Here is a 17,846-nt window from a genome sequence, read left to right on the forward strand (position 1 = left end):
TTGTGCATCATGCACTGGCTTTTAGCACACTGTTGAGTTCTCAAGAAACGGACGCGACCACCATCACGACCGGCCATGACGGCCGGCTCCTCAGGGGCATTGATCTCGTTTTGTTCTCATCCCGAGAGTTCCAGCCGATCATCGGCTGGAGCCCACCGTGGGATCCGATCCCCGTCTCCGGGGCAACCGTTCCAGACTACCTCACCGTCCGCTCCTTGTCCAACCAGCCTGGCGGGCTGAGATCTGGACACGTTACGAACCGGCCGGATGCGGCTCGAGAGCCGGACCCATATGGCGTGTCGGAAGTGGCTGGCCCGTGAAGACCCGTCCGCCTCGCGGCGTCCCGGTCTCTCGGGGCGTTGAGAACATTAGGCAACACCCGGCCTATCGTCAAATCCGTCCGATTTCGGCGAAACCGCAGGTCAGAGCATTGATCGGACGATGCGGGGCGGCTTCGCCACCAGACTGTTACCACCGTCACAGCCATTTTTGACCCGTCAGACGGCCGTCATCGCCCGCGTGCGGCTCGCGTCCTGCCGGTCGCGCCCGGCCCGCAAACGCCGTACGGCACGGCCTCGGGCCGAGACCCGTGAAGCCGTGCCGTACGAAATGAGATGGAACCGAGACGAGGTCAGGCGACCTCGACGCCGCCGACGGTGCGCTTGCCGCGGCGGAGCACGAGGAACCGGCCGTGCAGCAGGTCCTCCTGGGCCGGCGTGTACTCCTCATCCGTGATCTTCACGTTGTTGAGGTACGCCCCGCCCTCCTTGACGGCACGCCGGGCGGCCGACTTCGACTCGACCAGGCCGCTCTCGGCGAGCAGGTCGACATACGTCATCCCGAGCGCGGGAACCGTCGCCTTGGGCACCTCGGCCAGCGCGGAGTCGAGGGTCCTGGCGTCGAGCTCCTCCAGCGATCCCTGACCGAACAGGGCGCGCGACGCGGCGATCACCCTCGCGAGCTCGGCCTCGCCGTGGACCATGGTCGTCAGGTCCTCGGCGAGCGCTCGTTGCCCGGCACGCGCGGCCGGACGCTCGGCGACGTCCTTCTCCAGCTCGGCGATCTCCTCGCGGGTCCGGAAGGTGAAGACCTTCAGGAACCGCACGATGTCCCGGTCGTCGGCGTTCAGCCAGTACTGGTAGAACGCGTACGGCGAGGTGAGCGCCGGATCGAGCCAGACGGCGCCTCCGGCGGTCTTGCCGAACTTCGTGCCGTCGGCCTTGGTGATCAGCTTGCCGGTGAGCGCGTGGACGTGGGCGCTCTCGACGCGGCGGATCAGGTCCACCCCCGCCGTGATGTTGCCCCACTGGTCGCTGCCGCCGAGCTGGAGCGTGCACCCGTGCCGGCGGTAGAGCTCCAGGTAGTCGTTGGCCTGGAGGATCTGGTAGCTGAACTCGGTGTAGCTGAGCCCCTCACCGCCGAGCCGCGCGGACACGGACTCTCGGGCCAGCATGCGGTTCACCGGGAAGTGCTTTCCGACGTCGCGCAGGAAGTCGATCGCGGACAGCTTCGCCGTCCAGTCGAGGTTGCTGACCATCGTCGCGGACGTCGGCCCCTCGTCGAACGAGAGGAAGTTCTCCACCTGGCCGCGGATGCGGCTCACCCAGTCGGCGACGATCTCCGAGGAGTTCAGTGAGCGCTCGGTGCTGCGGCCGCTGGGGTCACCGATGAGCCCTGTGGCGCCGCCGACCAGCGCGATCGGCCGATGCCCCGCCCGCTGGAACCGGGTGAGGATCAGCAGGGTCGCGAGGTTTCCGACATGGATGGACGGCGCGGTCGGGTCGAAGCCCGCATAGACCGTGATCGGACCCTCGGCCAGTGCCTTGCGCAGCGCGTCGGCATCGGTGGTCTGCGCGATGACATCGCGCCATTCGAGCTCATCGAGGATGTCGGTCACGATCCTGGCTTTCGGTTCGATGGATGTACGGCTTTCGCCCCCGTACAAGCCTGCCTGATCACAAAACCCTATCGCCACTCGATACGTGGCCGGTCCTGGCGACCCAGGAGGTGACGTGCTCCTGAGCCTCACGGGGACGGGGCGCCGACCGGCTTCCTGCCCGGGGTGTCCCAGGCACCCGGAGGTGGCGAGCCATCGCCGGGTTCCGCGACCATGGCGGGGCGTCGCCGGAAGAATGGCGTCATGGAAATCTGGATCAACCCGGCCTGCTCCAAGTGCCGCTCCGCGTTGTCCCTGCTGGACGAGGAGGGCGCTCAGTACACGATCCGCCACTATCTGGAGGAGCCGCCGACCGTACGGGAACTCGAGGAGGTGCTCCGGCGCCTCGGCCTGGAGCCCTGGGACGTCGCCCGCGTCGGTGAGCCCGTGGCGGCGGAGCTCGGCATGGCCTCGTGGCCGTGCGACGAGCGGAACCGCGGCCGGTGGGTCGAGGCGATGGCCGCCCATCCGGTGCTGATCCAGCGGCCGATCATCACCGCGGACGACGGGACGGCGGTCGTCGGCCGGTCCCCCGAATCGGTCCGATCGGTTCTGCCCCGGGCCGAGAACCCGGCCGGCGAGCCCTCCTGAACGTCGAGCCCTCCTGAACGTCGCCGCCGATCAGCGCACGTCGGGCTGGGGTCCCTCGGTCCGGCCACGCCGGCGCGGTACGTGGGGACGGTAGGGCGAGACCGTGGGATCGCCGTCGATCCAGAATCGCCAGGGTGTCTCCGCTCCGGCGGAGACACCCGTGCGGGGCCCCGTCCTGATGAGCGCCGGATCGACGGGGACGCCGGAGAGGACCCGGATCGGCCCGTCGGCGCAGCAGTCGAGTCCGTTGTGCCGCCGTTCCAGGTCGAGGGAGACGGCCAGCCGGGCCGGACCCCTGGCCAGGTCCCGGTCGGGGATGCTCCGACGTCCGCCGGACCGGGTACGGATCTCGCCCGCCTCGGCCCTGCCCACATCGGCCCCGTCCGCGCCGGAGGAATCGGAGACAGCGGAAGCGGCCGAAACCTCGGAAACCGACGAACGGGAGCGGGACGCGCCGGTCGAAAGGCGGCGGGAACGGGCGGAGTCGGCCCCCGCGATCACCTCGCCGGCCCGCAGGAGCACGGCCGAACCGCTGCCCTCCGGCAGGCAGACGAGATTGGCGCAGAAGTGCATGCCGTACGTGAAATAGACGTACAGGTGGCCGGGATGGCCGAACATCACGGCGTTGCGGAGCGTCTGCCCGCGATAGGTGTGCGAGGCCGGGTCCTTGCCCGGCCCGCCGTACGCCTCGACCTCGGTGAGCCGTACGGCCACGGGGCCGTGCACGATCACCCGGCCGAGCAGGTCCGGTGCGACCAGGTGGGAGGGCCGGTCGAAGAACTCACGGAGCAGCGCCGTCCCCGCGCCCGGTGCGAGATCGCCGGGCAGGACGATCTCGCGGGCGTCGCCCGGCGCGGAGTGCCGCCCGTGGAGGACCGGGCCCGGCGGCACGGCGCTGTCAGGTGCCACGCCGTCAGGTGCCGCGCCGTCGGGTGCCACGCCGTCACGCGTGGCACCCCCGGGCATGGAGAGCCCGGAAGCCGGCGTGCGGGAACCGGTCTCCCGCGGAACCGGGCCGGAGGGCATGGTCAGCTTCCGCTCGCCCACGCCGCCTGGACGTCGACGGCCTCGCGCAGGGCGACGAGCTGGTCCATGACCCGGTCGGGAGCGGTGCCGCCGTGGGCCTTGCGGGCCGCGAGGGCGCCGGCCACGTTCAGCACGTCCCTGACATCCGGCGTGAAGTGCGGCGAGACCTTGGCCAGCTCGTCGTCGGTGAGCTCGCCGAGGTCCTTGTCGTTGACCTGGCACCAGACGACCAGGTGGCCGACGGCCTCGTGCGCGTCACGGAAGGCCACGCCCTTGCGGACCAGCAGCTCCGCCAGGTCCGTCGCCAGCGCGAACCCGTCGGGGGCGCTCGACTCGAGCTTGGCCGTGTTGACCCGCATGGTGGACACCAGACCCGACACCGCGGGCAGGACCAGGAGCAGCGTGTCGACCGCGTCGAACACCGGCTCCTTGTCCTCCTGCAGGTCACGGTTGTAGGTGAGCGGCAGGCCCTTGAGCGTCGTCAGCATGGTCATGAGAGCGCCGATCAGCCGGCCGCTCTTGCCCCTGGCCAGCTCGGCGACGTCGGGGTTCTTCTTCTGCGGCATGATCGACGAGCCGGTGGAGTAGGCGTCGTCCATCTCGATCCAGCGGAACTCCTGCGAGGCCCACAGGACGATCTCCTCGCCCAGGCGGGACAGGTGCACGCCGATCATCGCCGCGCAGAACAGGAACTCGGCGGCGAAGTCTCGGTCGGCCACCGCGTCCATCGAGTTGGGCGCGGCGGCGTCGAAGCCCAGCTCGGCCGCGACCGCCGTCGGGTCGAGCGGCAGGGAGGACCCGGCGAGGGCGCCGGAGCCGAGCGGGGAGATCGCGGCGCGCCGGTCCCAGTCGCGCAGCCGGTCGATGTCCCGCGTCAGCGGGTGCACGTGGGCGAGCAACTGATGGCCGAACGACACCGGCTGGGCGTGCTGCAGGTGGGTCATTCCGGGAGCGGCGGTCGAGGCGTGCTCCTCGGCCTGGCTCATCAGCGCGGTCTCCAGCTCGACCAGGCGCGAGACGATCGTGCGGACGTGGTCGCGCAGGTAGAGCCGCAGGTCGGTGGCCACCTGGTCGTTGCGGCTGCGGCCGGCCCGCAGCTTCCCTCCGAGCGTGCCGAGCCGCTCGAGCAGCCCGCGCTCAAGGGCGGTGTGCACGTCCTCGTCGGCGACCGTCGGCCGGAACTCGCCCGCCTTGCAGGCCCGCTCCAGATCGTCGAGGGCGCCGAGCATGCGCTCGAGCTCCTCCTCCGTCAGCAAGCCGGCACGGTGCAGCACCCGGGCGTGCGCGCGCGAGGCCAGCAGGTCGTACGGCGCGAGCCGCCAGTCGAACTGCACGCTCACCGACAGGCGGGTGAGCGCGTCCGCCGGCCCTCCCTCGAACCTGCCGCCCCACAGCCGCATCGGCTTGTTGTCCGCCACCGTCGTTCTCCCTCCGAGTTTCATCCGCGACCTTAACCGACGTGCGCCCCGGCTCCGCACCAGAGCCGGGGCGCACGGCGAACCCTCTAGCCCTGGCGGGCGTCGCGGGCAGCCGCGATCTTGCTGGGCAGCGACCAGAGCTGGACGAAGCCCTTGGCCAGCGACTGGTCGAAGGCGTCGCCGGTGTCGTAGGTGGCCAGCGAGAAGTCGTACAGCGAGGCGTCGGAGCGCCGGCCGGTGACGACGGCGCGGCCGCCGTGCAGGACGAGCCGGATGTCACCGGACACGTGCTGCTGGGCGTCGGCGATGAACGCGTCGAGGGCGTTCTTGAGCGGCGAGAACCACAGGCCGTCGTAGACGAGCTCGCCCCACCGCTGGTCGACCGAGCGCTTGAACCGGGCGAGGTCGCGCTCGACGGTGACGTTCTCCAGCTCCATGTGCGCGGTGATCAGCGCGACGGCGCCGGGGGCCTCGTAGACCTCGCGGGACTTGATGCCGACGAGCCGGTCCTCCACCATGTCCAGCCGGCCGACGCCCTGCGCGCCCGCGCGCCGGTTCAGCTCGGCGATGATCTCGAACGGTGACAGCGCCCGGCCGTCGAGGGCCACGGGAACACCCTTGACGAAGGTGATGACGACCTCGTCGGCCTCACGCGGCACGGTCGGGTCGGCGGTGTAGTCGTACACGTCCTCGATGGGCGCGTTCCAGATGTCCTCGAGGAAGCCGGTCTCGACGGCGCGGCCCCAGAGGTTCTGGTCGATGGAGTAGGGCGACTTCTTGCTGACGTCGATCGGCAGGCCCTTCTCCTCGGCGAAGGCGATGGCCTTGTCGCGGGTCCAGGCGTAGTCACGCGCCGGGGCGATGACCTTGAGCTCCGGGTTCAGCGCGGCGAGGCCGGCCTCGAACCGCACCTGGTCGTTGCCCTTGCCCGTGCAGCCGTGCGAGACGTGGGTGCCGCCGAACTCCTTGGCCGCCGCGGCCAGGTGCTTGACGATCAGCGGCCGGGAGAGGGCGCTGACCAGCGGGTAGCGGTCCATGTAGAGCGCGTTCGCCTGGAGCGCGGGGACGCAGAAGTCCCGCGCGAACTCCTCGCGGGCGTCGACGACGACAGCCTCGACCGCGCCGCAGTCGAGCGCGCGCTTCCGGATGACCTCCATGTTCTCGCCGCCCTGGCCGACGTCGACCGCGACGGCGATGACCTCGGCGCCGGTCTTGTCGGCGAGGAACGGGATGGCCACGGAGGTGTCGAGGCCGCCCGAGAAGGCGAGTACGACCCTGTCACTCATGATCTTTCTCCAATTGCGTGGTCACGATTAATGTTTTCACAGGTCACAACGCCTACCGGCGCTTCTCTTCATGATCGCGGGCGGAGCGTCGCCCGACCCTGCCGCGCCGTGCGGGCCGCTCTACGGACCGCTGTGCGGGCCGTGCGCGGTCGCGGCGGCGTCACCCGCGGCGGTCGGCCAGTTTGAGCAGGGCGGCCGCCAGAGCGTCTCCCCCCAGAGGGTCGCGGCTGATCACCAGGATCGTGTCGTCGCCCGCGACCGTGCCGAGGATCGACTCCCAGTCGGCGTGGTCGATGGCCGAGGCCAGGAACTGCGCCGCACCCGGCGGAGTGCGCAGGATGACCAGGTTGGCCGACGCCTCCGCCGACACCAGGAGCTCCTCGGCGATCCCGCGAAGCCTGGCGTAGGGGTTCTCCCCCATGCCCGTCCGGTAAAGCGGGATCCGGCCGCCTCCCTCACCGGGCACCGCGTATACCAGTGTCCCATCGTCGGCCCGGAGCTTCAGCGCGCCCAGCTCGTCCAGGTCGCGCGAGAGCGTCCCCTGGGTCACCTCGACGCCGCCCTCGGCCAGCAGCCGGGACAGCTCGGGCTGGGACCGGATCTTGTTCCTGGTGAGCAGGTCGACGATCCTGGCGTGCCGCGCCGCCTTGGTGAGGGGGATGGTCACGACGCCCCCAACTCCGACGAGCCTTCCCCCGCAGCCTGCCCGCTGCGCGTCACCAGCCAGTGCAGGAGCGCCTTCTGGGCGTGCAACCGGTTCTCGGCCTGGTCCCAGACGACACTCTGCGGGCCGTCGAGCACCTCGGCGGTGATCTCCAGCCCCCGGTAGGCGGGCAGGCAGTGCAGCACGATCGCGTCCGGAGCCGCCTGAGCGAGCAGGTCCGCCCCGAGCTGGTACGGCGCGAACGCCGCCACGCGTTCGTCCTTGCCCTCCTGGCCCATCGACACCCAGGTGTCCGTGGCGAGTACGTGCGCCCCGGCGACCGCCGCCGCCGGGTCGGTGATCGCCGCGACCGACCCGCCCGTGGTGGCGGCGATCTCGGCCGCCCGGTCGAGGATCACCGCGTCCGGCAGGTAGCCGGCCGGTGCCCCGATCCGTACGTGCATCCCGGCCGTCGCGCCACCCAGGAGGTAGGAGTGGGCCATGTTGTTCGCCCCGTCGCCCAGGTACGCCAGGGTGAGCCCCTTGAGCATGCCCTTGTGCTCGCGGATCGTCTGCAGGTCCGCCAGGATCTGGCACGGGTGGAACTCGTCCGTCAGCGCGTTGACCACCGGGACGGACGACGCCGACGCCATCGCGTCGACACGCTCCTGCCCGGACGTCCGCCACACGATGGCCCCCACCTGGCGCTCCAGGACGCGGGCGGTGTCCTCGATCGGTTCGCCCCGCCCCATCTGGGACGAGCCGCCGTCGATGACCAGCGGCAGGCCGCCGAGCTCGCCGACGCCGACCGCGAACGACACCCGGGTACGGGTGGACGGCTTGTCGAACAGCACCGCCACCGTGCGCGGCCCCTCGAAGGGCCGGTAGCCGTAGCGGTCCTTCTTCATCGCGTCGGCCAGGTCGAGCACCTGCGCCTGCTCCTCGGGCGTCAGGTCGTCGTCCCGCAGGAAGTGCCTGACCCGCGCCGGGTCCGCGCCCTGCCCGACTCGCGCCGGGTCCGCGCCCTGCCCCACCCGCGCGTCCTCGGCAGGTCCGTGACTAGTCATTGGCGGCCTCCAGGATGCCGGGAAGCGCGTCCACGAAGGACCGCACCTCGGTCGATGTGACGACGAGCGGGGGCGCGAGCCGTACGGCGTCGGGCTGCAGCGCGTTGACCAGGAAGCCGGCCTCCTGCGCCGCCGCCTGGACCTGCGCCGACCGGTCCGCGGTGAGCACGGCGGCCAGCCACAGGCCGCGGCCGCGCACGCCCTTGAGCAGCGGGTGCCTGATCGCGGCGATCCCGTCCCGCAGTTCCTGCCCGACGGCCCTGACGTGCGTCAGCAGGTCCTCGCGGTCGATGGTGTCCAGTACGGCGAGGGCCGCGGCGCACGAGACGGGGTTGCCGCCGAACGTGGAGCCGTGGTCGCCCTTGTCGAAGATCGTGCCGGCCGCGCCGATGCCCACGCAGGCGCCGATCGGCATGCCACCGCCGAGGCCCTTGGCCAGGGTCAGCAGGTCGGGGAGCACGCCGTCCGCCTGGTGCGCGAACCAGTGACCGGTCCTGCCGATCGCCGACTGGATCTCGTCGGCCACCAGCAGCGCGCCCGTCGCAGAGCAGATCTCCCTGGCGGCCCTGAGGTATCCGTCGGGCGGCGGCACGACGCCGGCCTCGCCCTGGGTCGGCTCAAGGAAGACCGCCGCGCAGTCGCCGGTCACCGCGGTCTTCAGCGCGTCGGCGTCGCCGTACGGGACGAACCTGACGTCGATCGGGAACGGGCCGAACTGGTCGCGGATCGACGGCTTGCCGGTCAGCGACAGAGCGCCGAGCGTGCGGCCGTGGAAGCCCATCTCCGCCGCGACGAAGTAGCTTCGGCCGTTGGCCTTGCCGTACTTGATGGCCAGCTTGAGCGCCGCCTCGTTGGCCTCAGTGCCCGAATTGGCCAGAAAGACCCTGGTGGGCGCGCCCAGCAGGCCGCCCAGCCGCTCGGCGAGCAGGACCTCGGGCTCGTGCAGGAACAGGTTCGAGGTGTGCGCCAGCGTCGCCACCTGCCGGGACACCGCCTCGACCAGCGCCGGGTGCGCATGCCCCAGGGAGCTGACCGCGATGCCGCCGATGAAGTCGAGATAGCGCCTGCCGTCGACGTCCCACACGGCGCTGCCCTCACCGCGCGCCAGCGCGATCGGCGGCACGCCGTAGTTCGGCATGAACGCCGCCTCGAAGCGCTTCCTGAGCGCCTCTCCGGCCGGGGTCCGGTCCGGATTCGTCGCCTCGCTCACGCGTCCCCCTTGATCGGAATGGTGACCTGCATGCGCCGCCCCACCAGTGCGGACACGGGCTGGGCGGGGGTGGAGTCGGGCAGGACCATGGTGCCGATGCCCTCGTCCGTGAAGATCTCCAGCAGCACGGAGTGCGGAACCCGGCCGTCGAGCACGTGCGCCTGCGGGACGCCGCCCCGCACCGCCGTCAGGCACGCCTCCATCTTCGGGACCATGCCGCTCGACAGCGACGGCAGCAGCTCGGCCAGCTCGGACGCGGCGATCCTGCTGACGACCTCGCCGCTGTTCGGCCAGTCGGCGTACAGACCCTCGACGTCGGTGAGCACGACCAGCTTGGACGCGCCCAGCGCGACCGCGAGCGCGGCGGCGGCGGTGTCGGCGTTGACGTTGTAGATCTCGCCGTCCTCGCCGCGCGCGATCGACGACACCACGGGGATCCGCCCGTCGTCCAGCAGGGCCTGTACGGCTCCCGCCTCGACCCCGACGATCTCGCCGACCTGGCCGATGTCGACGGCGACCCCGTCCACGACGGCGTGCTTGCGCTCCGCGGTGAACAGGTGGGCGTCCTCGCCCGACATGCCGACCGCGAACGGTCCGTGCCGGTTGATCAGGCCGACCACGTCGCGGTTGACCTGGCCGACCAGGACCATCCGGACCACCTGCATGGCCTCGGGCGTGGTCACCCGCAGGCCCGAGACGAAGTGGCTCTCGATCCCCAGCAGGTCGAGGTGCCGCTGGATCTGCGGGCCTCCGCCGTGCACGATCACCGGCCTGAGCCCGGCGTACCTGAGGAAGACCACGTCGTCGGCGAACTTCTCGCGCAGGTGCTCCTCGGTCATCGCGTTGCCGCCGTACTTGATGACGACGGTCGCGCCGTGGAACCGCGCCATCCAGGGCAGCGCCTCGATGAGCGTGTGCGCCTTGTCGAGCGCGCCGTTCAGCCGGGGCGTCATGACGAGTACGCCGAGTTCTCGTGGACGTAGGCCGCGGTGAGGTCGGTGGTGTGGATCGTCGCCGAATGCGGCCCCGCGGACAGGTCGATCGTGATCGTCACGTCGCGGGGGCGCAGGTCGACCTTGGACCTGTCGTCGCCCACCGCGCCGCCGCGGCAGATCCAGATGCCGTTGATGGCCACGTTGAGCCGGTCGGCGTCGAAGACGGCGTCGGTCGTGCCGACCGCGGACAGCACCCGGCCCCAGTTGGGGTCCTCGCCGTGGATCGCGCACTTGAGCAGGTTGTTCCTGGCCACCGCCCGGCCGACCGTCACGGCGTCCTCGACGCCGGCCGCGCCCACGACCTCGATCGCGATCGCCTTGGACGCGCCCTCGGCGTCGACCAGGAGCTGCCGGGTGAGGTCGGCGCAGACCGTGGTGACGACCTTCTCGAACTCGGCGAGGTCGGGCCGTACACCGGACGCGCCACTGGCCAGCAGCAGCACGGTGTCGTTGGTGGACATGCAGCCGTCGGCGTCCAGCCGGTCGAAGGTGACGGCGGTCGCCTTGCGCAGCACCGCGTCCAGTTCCTCCGAGGTGACCTCGGCGTCGGTGGTGATGACGCACAGCATGGTGGCCAGCGACGGCGCGAGCATGCCCGCTCCCTTGGCCATGCCGCCCACCATGTAACCGCCCTCGCCCCTGCGGAAGGCGATCTTGCTGACCGAGTCGGTGGTCCTGATCGCGTCGGCGGCGGCCAGGCCGCCGTCCCGCGAGAGCTGGGACACGGCCGTGTCGACCCCGCCGAGCAGCGCGTCCATCGGGAGCCGCTCGCCGATCAGCCCGGTCGAGCAGACGGCGATCTCACCCGCCGAGTCCTCCAGCGCCCCGGCGACCTTCTCGGCCGTGGCGTGCGTGTCCTGGAAACCGAGCGGTCCGGTGCAGGCGTTGGCGCCACCGGAGTTGAGGATCACCGCCTTGACCCGGCCGCCGGCCAGCACCTGCGCCGACCACAACACCGGCGCGGCCTTGACCCTGTTGGCGGTGAAGACGCCCGCGGCCGCGCGCGACGGCCCGTCGTTGACGACGAGCGCGAGGTCGCGCGCGCCGCTCGCCTTGATGCCCGCGACGACGCCCGCCGCCCGGAACCCGAGTGGAGCCGTGACGCTCATACACCCTCCTCGCCTCGCGGCGCGGGGCCGCACTCGCATGTCATGTGTGGATCGGTTCGCTGGTCGTGCCGTCGCCGGATCACGGGGCGAGCCCGTTCAGGGGGAGGCCGAGCTCCTCGGGAAGGCCGAGGGCCAGGTTGACGCTCTGGACGGCGCCGCCCGCCGTGCCCTTGGTGAGGTTGTCGATGGCGGCGACGGCGACGACCCGCCCGGCGCGCTCGTCGAGGGCGACCTGCAGGACGGCGGTGTTGGCTCCGGCCGTCATCGCGGTCGCCGGCCAGGTCCCCTCGGGCAGCAGGTGGAGGAACGGCTCGTCCTTCACCGCCGTCTCGTACGCCTCCCGGAGCGCGGCGGCGGTGAGGCCGGGGGCGGCCGGTGCCGTACAGGTGGCCAGGATGCCGCGGCTCATCGGGGCGAGCGTCGGGGTGAAGGAGACCCGGACGGGCCCTCCCGCGACCTTCGCCAGGTTCTGCTCCATCTCGGGGGTGTGCCGGTGGACGCCGCCCACGCCGTACGCGCTGACGGAACCGATGACCTCGCTGCCGAGAAGGTGGGACTTGGGCGCCCTGCCCGCGCCCGAGGTGCCGCTGGCGGCGACCACGACCACGTCGGGCTCGACGAGTCCGGCGGCGAAGGCCGGGAACAGGGCCAGCGTCACCGAGGTGGGGTAGCAGCCGGGGACCGCGATCCTGCGGGCCCCGCGCAGCACCTCGCGCTGGCCGGGCAGTTCGGGCAGGCCGTACGGCCAGGTGCCCGCGTGCGTGCCTCCGTAGAAGTGGGTCCAGTCCTCGGCGCTCTCCAGCCGGAAGTCGGCGCCGCAGTCGACCACGACCGTGCCCTCGCCGAGCTGGGCGGCGATGGCGGCGGACTGGCCGTGCGGGAGCGCGAGGAACACGACGTCATGACCGGCCAGCGCCTCGGCGGTGGTGTCCTGGATGACGCGGTCCGCCAGGGCGGGGAGGTGGGGCTGGTGCTCGCCGAGGCGCGTCCCCGCGCTGGATCCGGCGGTCAGCGCGCCGATCTCGAAGGACGGGTGACCGAGCAGCAGCCGGAGCAGCTCGCCTCCCGCGTAACCGCTCGCTCCCGCGATCGCCGCCCTCATCGGTCCCCCTGCATGTTCATGCAAATATGCTCATTCTCTTGCTCTAGAAGAGTATGCATCCGCCAGCATGATCATGCAAATCGACACGCGCACGGACACGCGCGGCGGATCTTTGCGTTCGCATCCCTGGCTTACGTACCTACCGGTCGGTATCGTGACTTTTCCGGTTACCATCGCGGCTTGGAGTGCACTCCATGGCTATCACGCATGCCCAGGTACAGGCCCAGCTCACCGCGCCCGGCCAGCTCTTCGAGATGGAGGATGTGGAGGTCGGCGGAACGACGATCCGCGCGTGGAAGCACGCCCCCAAGACCTTCCGGGATCTGCTGGAGATCAGCCGTTTCCACGGGGAGAACGTCTTCCTCATCTATGAGGACGAGCGGATCAGCTACGAGGAGCACTTCCGCCGCGCGGCCACCCTGGCCCGGCGTCTGGTCGAGGACTACGGCGTGCGCAAGGGCGACCGGGTCGCCCTCGCCATGCGGAACTACCCCGAATGGGTCGTCTCGTTCTCCGCGATCCTGGCCGCCGGGGCGGTGGCCGTACCGCTGAACGCCTGGTGGACCGGCCAGGAGCTCGCGTACGGCCTGACCGACTCGGGGGCCCGGCTGCTGATCGCCGACGCCGAGCGGGCCGAGCGGCTGAAGGACGAGAAGGCCGCCCAGGTACCGATGATCGTCGCCCGAGGTCCGGGGGCGAACCTCGACGAGGTCATGGGAGAGGTGCGGGCCGACGTGACCCTCCCCCCGGTCGAGCTCGGCCCCGACGACCCCGCGACGATCTTCTACACCTCCGGGACCACCGGCCGCCCCAAGGGCGCGCTCGGCACCCACCGCAACCTCGGCCAGGCCCCCATGACCGTCGCGTACGCGATGATGCGCGCCACCGCGCTGGCCGGCAAGGACCCGGCGGAGGCCGCCTCGGTCCGGCGCGTGACACTCCTCGCCGTTCCGCTCTTCCACGTGACCGGCTGCTTCGCCGTGCTGATCACCACCATCTTCAGCGGCGGCGGGCTCGCCCTGATGTACAGGTGGGACCCCGAGCGGGCGCTCCAGACGATCGAGCGCGAGAAGGTCACCGTCCTGACCGGCGTGCCGACCAACGCCTGGCAACTGCTGTCCCACCCCGCGTTCGGCCGGTACGACATCTCCTCCCTGACCTCCATCTCGTACGGCGGCGCGCCGGCACCCCCCAGGCTGCTGGAGCGGATCACCGAGCTGCTGCCCGACCGGACGCCGTCCAACGGGTACGGCATGACCGAGACGACGGCGCTGGCCATCTACAACGCGGGCAACGACTACGCCGCGAGGCCGGACAGCATCGGGCTCCCCCTGGCCGTCACGGACGTGAAGATCTGTGATCCCGTCGGCGACGAGCTCCCCACCGGCGAGGTCGGCGAGCTGTGCATGCGCGGCCCCATCGTGATCAGCGGCTACTGGAACCGGCCGGAGGCGACCGCCGAGACCTTCGTGAACGGCTGGCTGCACACCGGCGACCTCGCCCGCGTGGACGAGGAGGGCTTCGTCTACATCGTCGACCGGGCCAAGGACATGGTGATCCGCGGCGGCGAGAACGTCTACTGCGCCGAGGTCGAGGCCGCGCTGTTCGAGCATCCGGGAGTCGACGACGCCGCCGTGATCGGCATACCGCACGACGAGCTGGGCGAGGAGGTGGGCGCCGTCGTACGCCGCGTGCCCGGATCGGATGTCTCGGCGGCGGAGCTCCAGGACTTCCTGCGCGGCCGCATCGCCGCGTTCAAGGTGCCGGGGACGTTCTGGTTCCTCGACGAGGAACTGCCCCGCAACCCGGGAGGCAAGATCCTCAAGACCGTGCTGCGGCGGCGGGTGCTCGCCTCCTGAGACTCCTGGGACTCCTGGGACTCCTGAGTCGAGACCTGCCGCGCTGCCGCGGAGGTCGCCTGCGCGGTTCGTAACGAGCCGGATTACCTTCCGGGTAATCGACCGGGAACACGGCGTCGTGGGACCTTTCCCGTGTCAGAGACGACACGAACGAAACCGAAGGAGTCCCGATGACCGACTTCCGCGCCCTGGTCGACCGTTACATCGCCGCCTGGAACGAGACCGACGCCGCGGCCCGGGCCAAGGCCGTGGCCGACCTCTGGACCGAGGACGGCACCTACACCGATCCGCTGGCGGCGGTCCGGGGCCACGAGGCCATCGCGGCGGTGATCGCGGGAGCCCAGGAGATGTTCCCCGGCTTCGTCTTCACCCCCGGCGAGGTCCTCGACGGCCACCACGACATCGTGCGGTTCACCTGGAACCTGGCTCCCGAGGGCGCCGCCGAGCCGGTCGTGGTCGGCTTCGACGTGGCCGCGCTGGACGACGCCGGGCGCATCCGCGACGTCCACGGATTCCTGGACAGGGTGCCCGCCATGTGAGCGGGTCCAGGCCCCCAGGAACGCCGCGTCCGGGGGCCCTGGCCCCCGTCCCGACGGGTGAAAACCGATTGCCCGGCGGGGCCGCGATCAGCGATGATGCCGCTCCGTGTCAGAACGTTCCGATCGATCGCTCCTGGCGCTGGCCCGCCGGATGCGCGTCGACGTCAGCCCGCTGCGCGAGTCCCGCGACTTCCGCCTCCTGCTCAGCTCGGGCATGATCACCCTGGTCGGCACCGTCTTCACCATGGTTGCCGTGCCGTACCAGGTGAAGCAGCTCACCGGGTCACCCGTCGCGGTCGGCCTGGTCAGCCTGGCCGAGTTCGTGCCCATGGTGGTGTGCGGGCTCTGGGGCGGCGCCATCGCGGACGCGCTCGACCGGCGCAAGATCGTGATCTACTCCGAGGTCGGGCTCTGCGTCACCACCGCCATCCTGCTGGTCAACGCCCTGCTGCCCGAGCCGCGGGTCTGGGTGCTCTACGTGGCGGGCGCCCTGTCCGCCGGGTTCGGCAGCGTACGCGGGCCGAGCGAGCAGGCGATGGTCAACCGCGTGCTCAAGCTCGACCAGATGACCGCCGCGTTCGCCCTCCAGGGGCTGGCGCGCAACAGCGCCATCATCGTCGGTCCGGCCGTGGGCGGCGTGGTGGTCATCTCGCTCGGCCCGGCCGCGTCGTACGGCGTCGACGTGGTCTCGTTCCTCATCTCCCTGGCGCTGCTGGTCCGGGTGCGCCCCGTACCGCGGCCGGAGGAGGCGACCCCCGCCTCGCTGCGCTCCCTGGTCGAGGGCGTCCGCTACGCCGGGAAGCGTCCCGACCTGATGGGCACCTATCTCGTCGACATCGCCGCCATGGCGTTCGCCAGTTCCAACGCGCTGTTCCCGTTCCTCGCCGACGACCTGGGGGCGCCGCAGGCCCTCGGCCTGCTGTACGCCGCCGGAGGCGTCGGGTCGGTGATCGCCTCGCTCACGTCGGGATGGACCTCCCACGTGCACCGGCACGGCCTCGCCGTGATCGTGTCGGCCACCTTGTGGGGCGTCTCGGTGGCGATCGCCGCGCTCATGCCGAACGTCTGGCTGGTCTTCCTGTTCCTCGCCGTCGCCGGCGGCGCCGACATGGTGAGCGGCCTCTTCCGGGGCACGATCTGGAACCAGACCATCCCGGACGAGTACCGGGGCCGCCTGGCCGGCATCGAGCTCCTCTCCTACTCCACCGGCCCGATGCTCGGCGACGTACGCGCGGGGCTCATGGCCGGGTGGGGCGGCGCCCGCTTCTCCCTGGGCGCGGGCGGCCTGCTCTGCATGGGGGCGGTGGCCCTGATGGCGGCCGTGCTGCCCCGGTTCCGGAGCTACGACGCCCGCACCGACGAGTACGCCCTGGCCGAGCGTGCCCGCCGCGCCGAACAGCCCAGCGCCGCCTGACCGGGAGGCCGAGCGGGGCGTCTCCTCAGGTCACGAGGCGCAGGACGACGATGTCCTCCCGGTCGAAGATCAGCTGGTAGCCGTCCCGGACGTAGTCGTCGATCACACCGCGGAGATCCTGGCCCGCCGAGGCGATGATCCACGGCGTCCTCCGGTGGCGATAGTCCCACCACAGGACCGTGTCGCGGCCGGACAGATGGGGGCCGAAGTCGTTGCTCGCCTCCACCACCACGCCCTCCGGGATCAGCGCGAGCGCCTCGTGCCGCGCCGCCGCCCGCGCGTCCGGCGCGTAGAAGTCCGGACGGAGGAGCTCGTTGAACGGCCGGTGCGGCACCAGGGTCAGCGCGACGGCGCAGATCGCCACGGCCCACAGGAGGCCGAGCCGTTCCGGCTCCCGGACCCGCCCGGTCCGGCGGAGCCATCTGATCAGGCGGGCCGTGCCGTCCACCCCGGCCAGGAACAGGATCGCGACGGTGAAGGCGTCGTAGTGCCAGGCGGTGGACCACCAGTTCGGCGCGTCGGCGAGCATCCGCTCGGCGACGTGCGGGAGCGCCGCCAGCGCGATCGGCGACAGGAGGCAGAGGAACAGCGTCGGCCACAGCAGCAGGGCGGTCGTGTCGATCTTGGCCTGGTCTCCGACCAGGACGCCGAGGACCCGTAGGGGGTCGGTGACGGCGGTGCGGACCACCTCGGGAAGGTCCGCGCCCAGATGCGAGAAGTACCAGCGCTCGTCGGTCCGGCCGCCGGCCAGCGGGATCAGCACCTTGCGGATGAGTTCCAGCGCGGCCACGCCCGCGACCACGACGGCCGCGCCCAGGCGCCGCCGCCCGGTGACGAACAGCCACGCCCCGACGCCCATCACGAGCAGTCCGGCGTCCTCCTTGGTCAGCAGCAGCCCGGCCAGCGCGAGGAGCCCAGGCAGCCGCTTCCCCGCGTGCAGGCGCTCGATCGCGGCGGCCGTCAGCACGGGGACGAAGGCCACCTCGTGGAACTCCACGCTGACGGTCTGGGCGATCGGCCAGGACAGCGCGTACGCGACCGCGACCAGATAGGCGGGAGCCGTACCGAGCAGGCGGCGGGTGAACAGCCACAGGAACGGGATGGCCAGCGCGAACAGCAGGGCCTGGGCGACGATCAGCGTGGCGGGACCGTCGTGCACCCAGTACAGCGGGGCGAGCACGGCGAGGATCGGCGAGAAGTGGTCGGCGAGCTGGAGGTAGTCCGTCCCCCGGTCCATGGTGACGCCCAGGAGGGGAATGGCCGGCGGCCGGAAGTGGGCGTAGCCCCTTACCGCCTGATCGAAGATCGTCAGATCATACGTGCCGGTGCGGAAGGTGCGCAGCTTGGTCAGCCCGTGGAGGGAGTACACGCTCGCGGCCAGGGCGCAGGCGACCGCCACCATGACGGGATGGCGCGGCCATTCCCGGGGCGGCGGGATCGCCGGGATCGCCCGGAACACCGGCAACCGCGAGAACGCCGACAGCACCGGCTTCCCCGGGATCGCGGAGTCCACTGGACGGTCGAGCGTGCGGATCCTCCAGGCCATGCCGGGAGATTACGGGCGAATCTCGGCTGTCTGCCAGCCCCGGACCGGACAGGCCGCAGAACCTGCGGTGCCGGGCCGGGGCGGCTGAAACGTTCACGGCGGGCG

Annotated in this window: 16 protein-coding genes; 5 read left to right on the forward strand and 11 right to left on the reverse strand. The window is 71.3% G+C overall.

Going from position 1 to position 17,846, the window contains the following annotated elements; genetic code table 11:
* A partial coding sequence (locus tag IMZ11_RS36395) for a hypothetical protein (RefSeq protein WP_228647034.1) occupies nt 1-320 on the forward strand: 320 nt, incomplete at its 5' end.
* A gap of 311 nt (nt 321-631) precedes the next feature.
* On the opposite strand, the gene tyrS is transcribed toward IMZ11_RS36395, so the two are convergent.
* On the reverse strand, nt 632-1,897 hold the full coding sequence (gene tyrS / locus IMZ11_RS36400) for a tyrosine--tRNA ligase (protein WP_061257249.1): 1,266 nt from the start codon (nt 1,895-1,897) through the stop codon (nt 632-634).
* Nucleotides 1,898-2,140: 243 nt separating this feature from the next.
* Here tyrS and IMZ11_RS36405 point away from each other — a divergent pair, with 243 nt between their 5' ends.
* On the forward strand, nt 2,141-2,527 hold the full coding sequence (locus IMZ11_RS36405) for an arsenate reductase family protein (protein WP_228647036.1): 387 nt from the start codon (nt 2,141-2,143) through the stop codon (nt 2,525-2,527).
* Nucleotides 2,528-2,557: 30 nt separating this feature from the next.
* On the opposite strand, the gene IMZ11_RS36410 is transcribed toward IMZ11_RS36405, so the two are convergent.
* From IMZ11_RS36410 to argC, 9 genes are all read right to left on the reverse strand, one after another.
* Entirely contained in the window at nt 2,558-3,574 is a 1,017-nt protein-coding gene (locus tag IMZ11_RS36410) for a DNA-3-methyladenine glycosylase (protein ID WP_228647038.1), read from the reverse strand.
* Nucleotides 3,556-4,995, reverse strand: coding sequence for an argininosuccinate lyase (gene argH, locus IMZ11_RS36415; RefSeq protein ID WP_228647040.1), 1,440 nt, complete (start codon nt 4,993-4,995; stop codon nt 3,556-3,558). The genes IMZ11_RS36410 and argH overlap by 19 nt, the downstream gene beginning before the upstream one ends.
* A 62-nt stretch (nt 4,996-5,057) precedes the next feature.
* Nucleotides 5,058-6,257: an argininosuccinate synthase gene (locus IMZ11_RS36420; RefSeq protein ID WP_228647042.1), complete on the reverse strand. Its 1,200-nt coding sequence runs from the start codon at nt 6,255-6,257 to the stop codon at nt 5,058-5,060.
* A 160-nt stretch (nt 6,258-6,417) separates the two neighbouring features.
* Nucleotides 6,418-6,924 (reverse strand): arginine repressor, encoded by a 507-nt coding sequence (locus tag IMZ11_RS36425; protein WP_061257245.1) that lies wholly within the window; start codon nt 6,922-6,924, stop codon nt 6,418-6,420.
* Nucleotides 6,921-7,967 carry an ornithine carbamoyltransferase gene (gene argF, locus IMZ11_RS36430; RefSeq protein WP_228647044.1) on the reverse strand — a complete coding sequence of 349 codons (1,047 nt, stop codon included), beginning with the start codon at nt 7,965-7,967 and terminating at the stop codon, nt 6,921-6,923. Before argF ends, IMZ11_RS36425 begins: the two co-directional genes overlap by 4 nt.
* Nucleotides 7,960-9,105, reverse strand: a complete 1,146-nt coding sequence (locus IMZ11_RS36435; protein WP_255707620.1) for an acetylornithine transaminase — start codon at nt 9,103-9,105, stop codon at nt 7,960-7,962. The genes argF and IMZ11_RS36435 overlap by 8 nt, the downstream gene beginning before the upstream one ends.
* A 68-nt stretch (nt 9,106-9,173) precedes the next feature.
* Nucleotides 9,174-10,130 carry an acetylglutamate kinase gene (gene argB, locus IMZ11_RS36440; protein ID WP_061257244.1) on the reverse strand — a complete coding sequence of 319 codons (957 nt, stop codon included), beginning with the start codon at nt 10,128-10,130 and terminating at the stop codon, nt 9,174-9,176.
* On the reverse strand, nt 10,127-11,281 hold the full coding sequence (gene argJ, locus IMZ11_RS36445) for a bifunctional glutamate N-acetyltransferase/amino-acid acetyltransferase ArgJ (protein ID WP_228647049.1): 1,155 nt from the start codon (nt 11,279-11,281) through the stop codon (nt 10,127-10,129). Before argJ ends, argB begins: the two co-directional genes overlap by 4 nt.
* 79 nt (nt 11,282-11,360) lie before the next feature.
* Entirely contained in the window at nt 11,361-12,383 is a 1,023-nt protein-coding gene (gene argC / locus IMZ11_RS36450; protein WP_228647051.1) for an N-acetyl-gamma-glutamyl-phosphate reductase, read from the reverse strand.
* 194 nt (nt 12,384-12,577) lie between these two features.
* Here argC and IMZ11_RS36455 point away from each other — a divergent pair, with 194 nt between their 5' ends.
* The 3 genes from IMZ11_RS36455 to IMZ11_RS36465 all read left to right on the forward strand — a co-directional run bounded on the left by IMZ11_RS36455 (nt 12,578) and on the right by IMZ11_RS36465 (nt 16,195).
* Nucleotides 12,578-14,242, forward strand: coding sequence for a class I adenylate-forming enzyme family protein (locus IMZ11_RS36455; protein ID WP_228647053.1), 1,665 nt, complete (start codon nt 12,578-12,580; stop codon nt 14,240-14,242).
* Nucleotides 14,243-14,412: 170 nt separating this feature from the next.
* Nucleotides 14,413-14,781, forward strand: coding sequence for a nuclear transport factor 2 family protein (locus tag IMZ11_RS36460; protein ID WP_061257240.1), 369 nt, complete (start codon nt 14,413-14,415; stop codon nt 14,779-14,781).
* Between the two features lie 106 nt (nt 14,782-14,887).
* On the forward strand, nt 14,888-16,195 hold the full coding sequence (locus IMZ11_RS36465) for an MFS transporter (RefSeq protein WP_228647055.1): 1,308 nt from the start codon (nt 14,888-14,890) through the stop codon (nt 16,193-16,195).
* Between the two features lie 25 nt (nt 16,196-16,220).
* On the opposite strand, the gene IMZ11_RS36470 is transcribed toward IMZ11_RS36465, so the two are convergent.
* Nucleotides 16,221-17,741 carry a DUF2079 domain-containing protein gene (locus tag IMZ11_RS36470; protein WP_228647057.1) on the reverse strand — a complete coding sequence of 507 codons (1,521 nt, stop codon included), beginning with the start codon at nt 17,739-17,741 and terminating at the stop codon, nt 16,221-16,223.
* Nucleotides 17,742-17,846: the final 105 nt, after the last annotated feature.

This window comes from Microtetraspora sp. AC03309 (assembly GCF_020826795.1).
Classification (GTDB): Bacteria; Actinomycetota; Actinomycetes; order Streptosporangiales; family Streptosporangiaceae; genus Microtetraspora; species Microtetraspora glauca.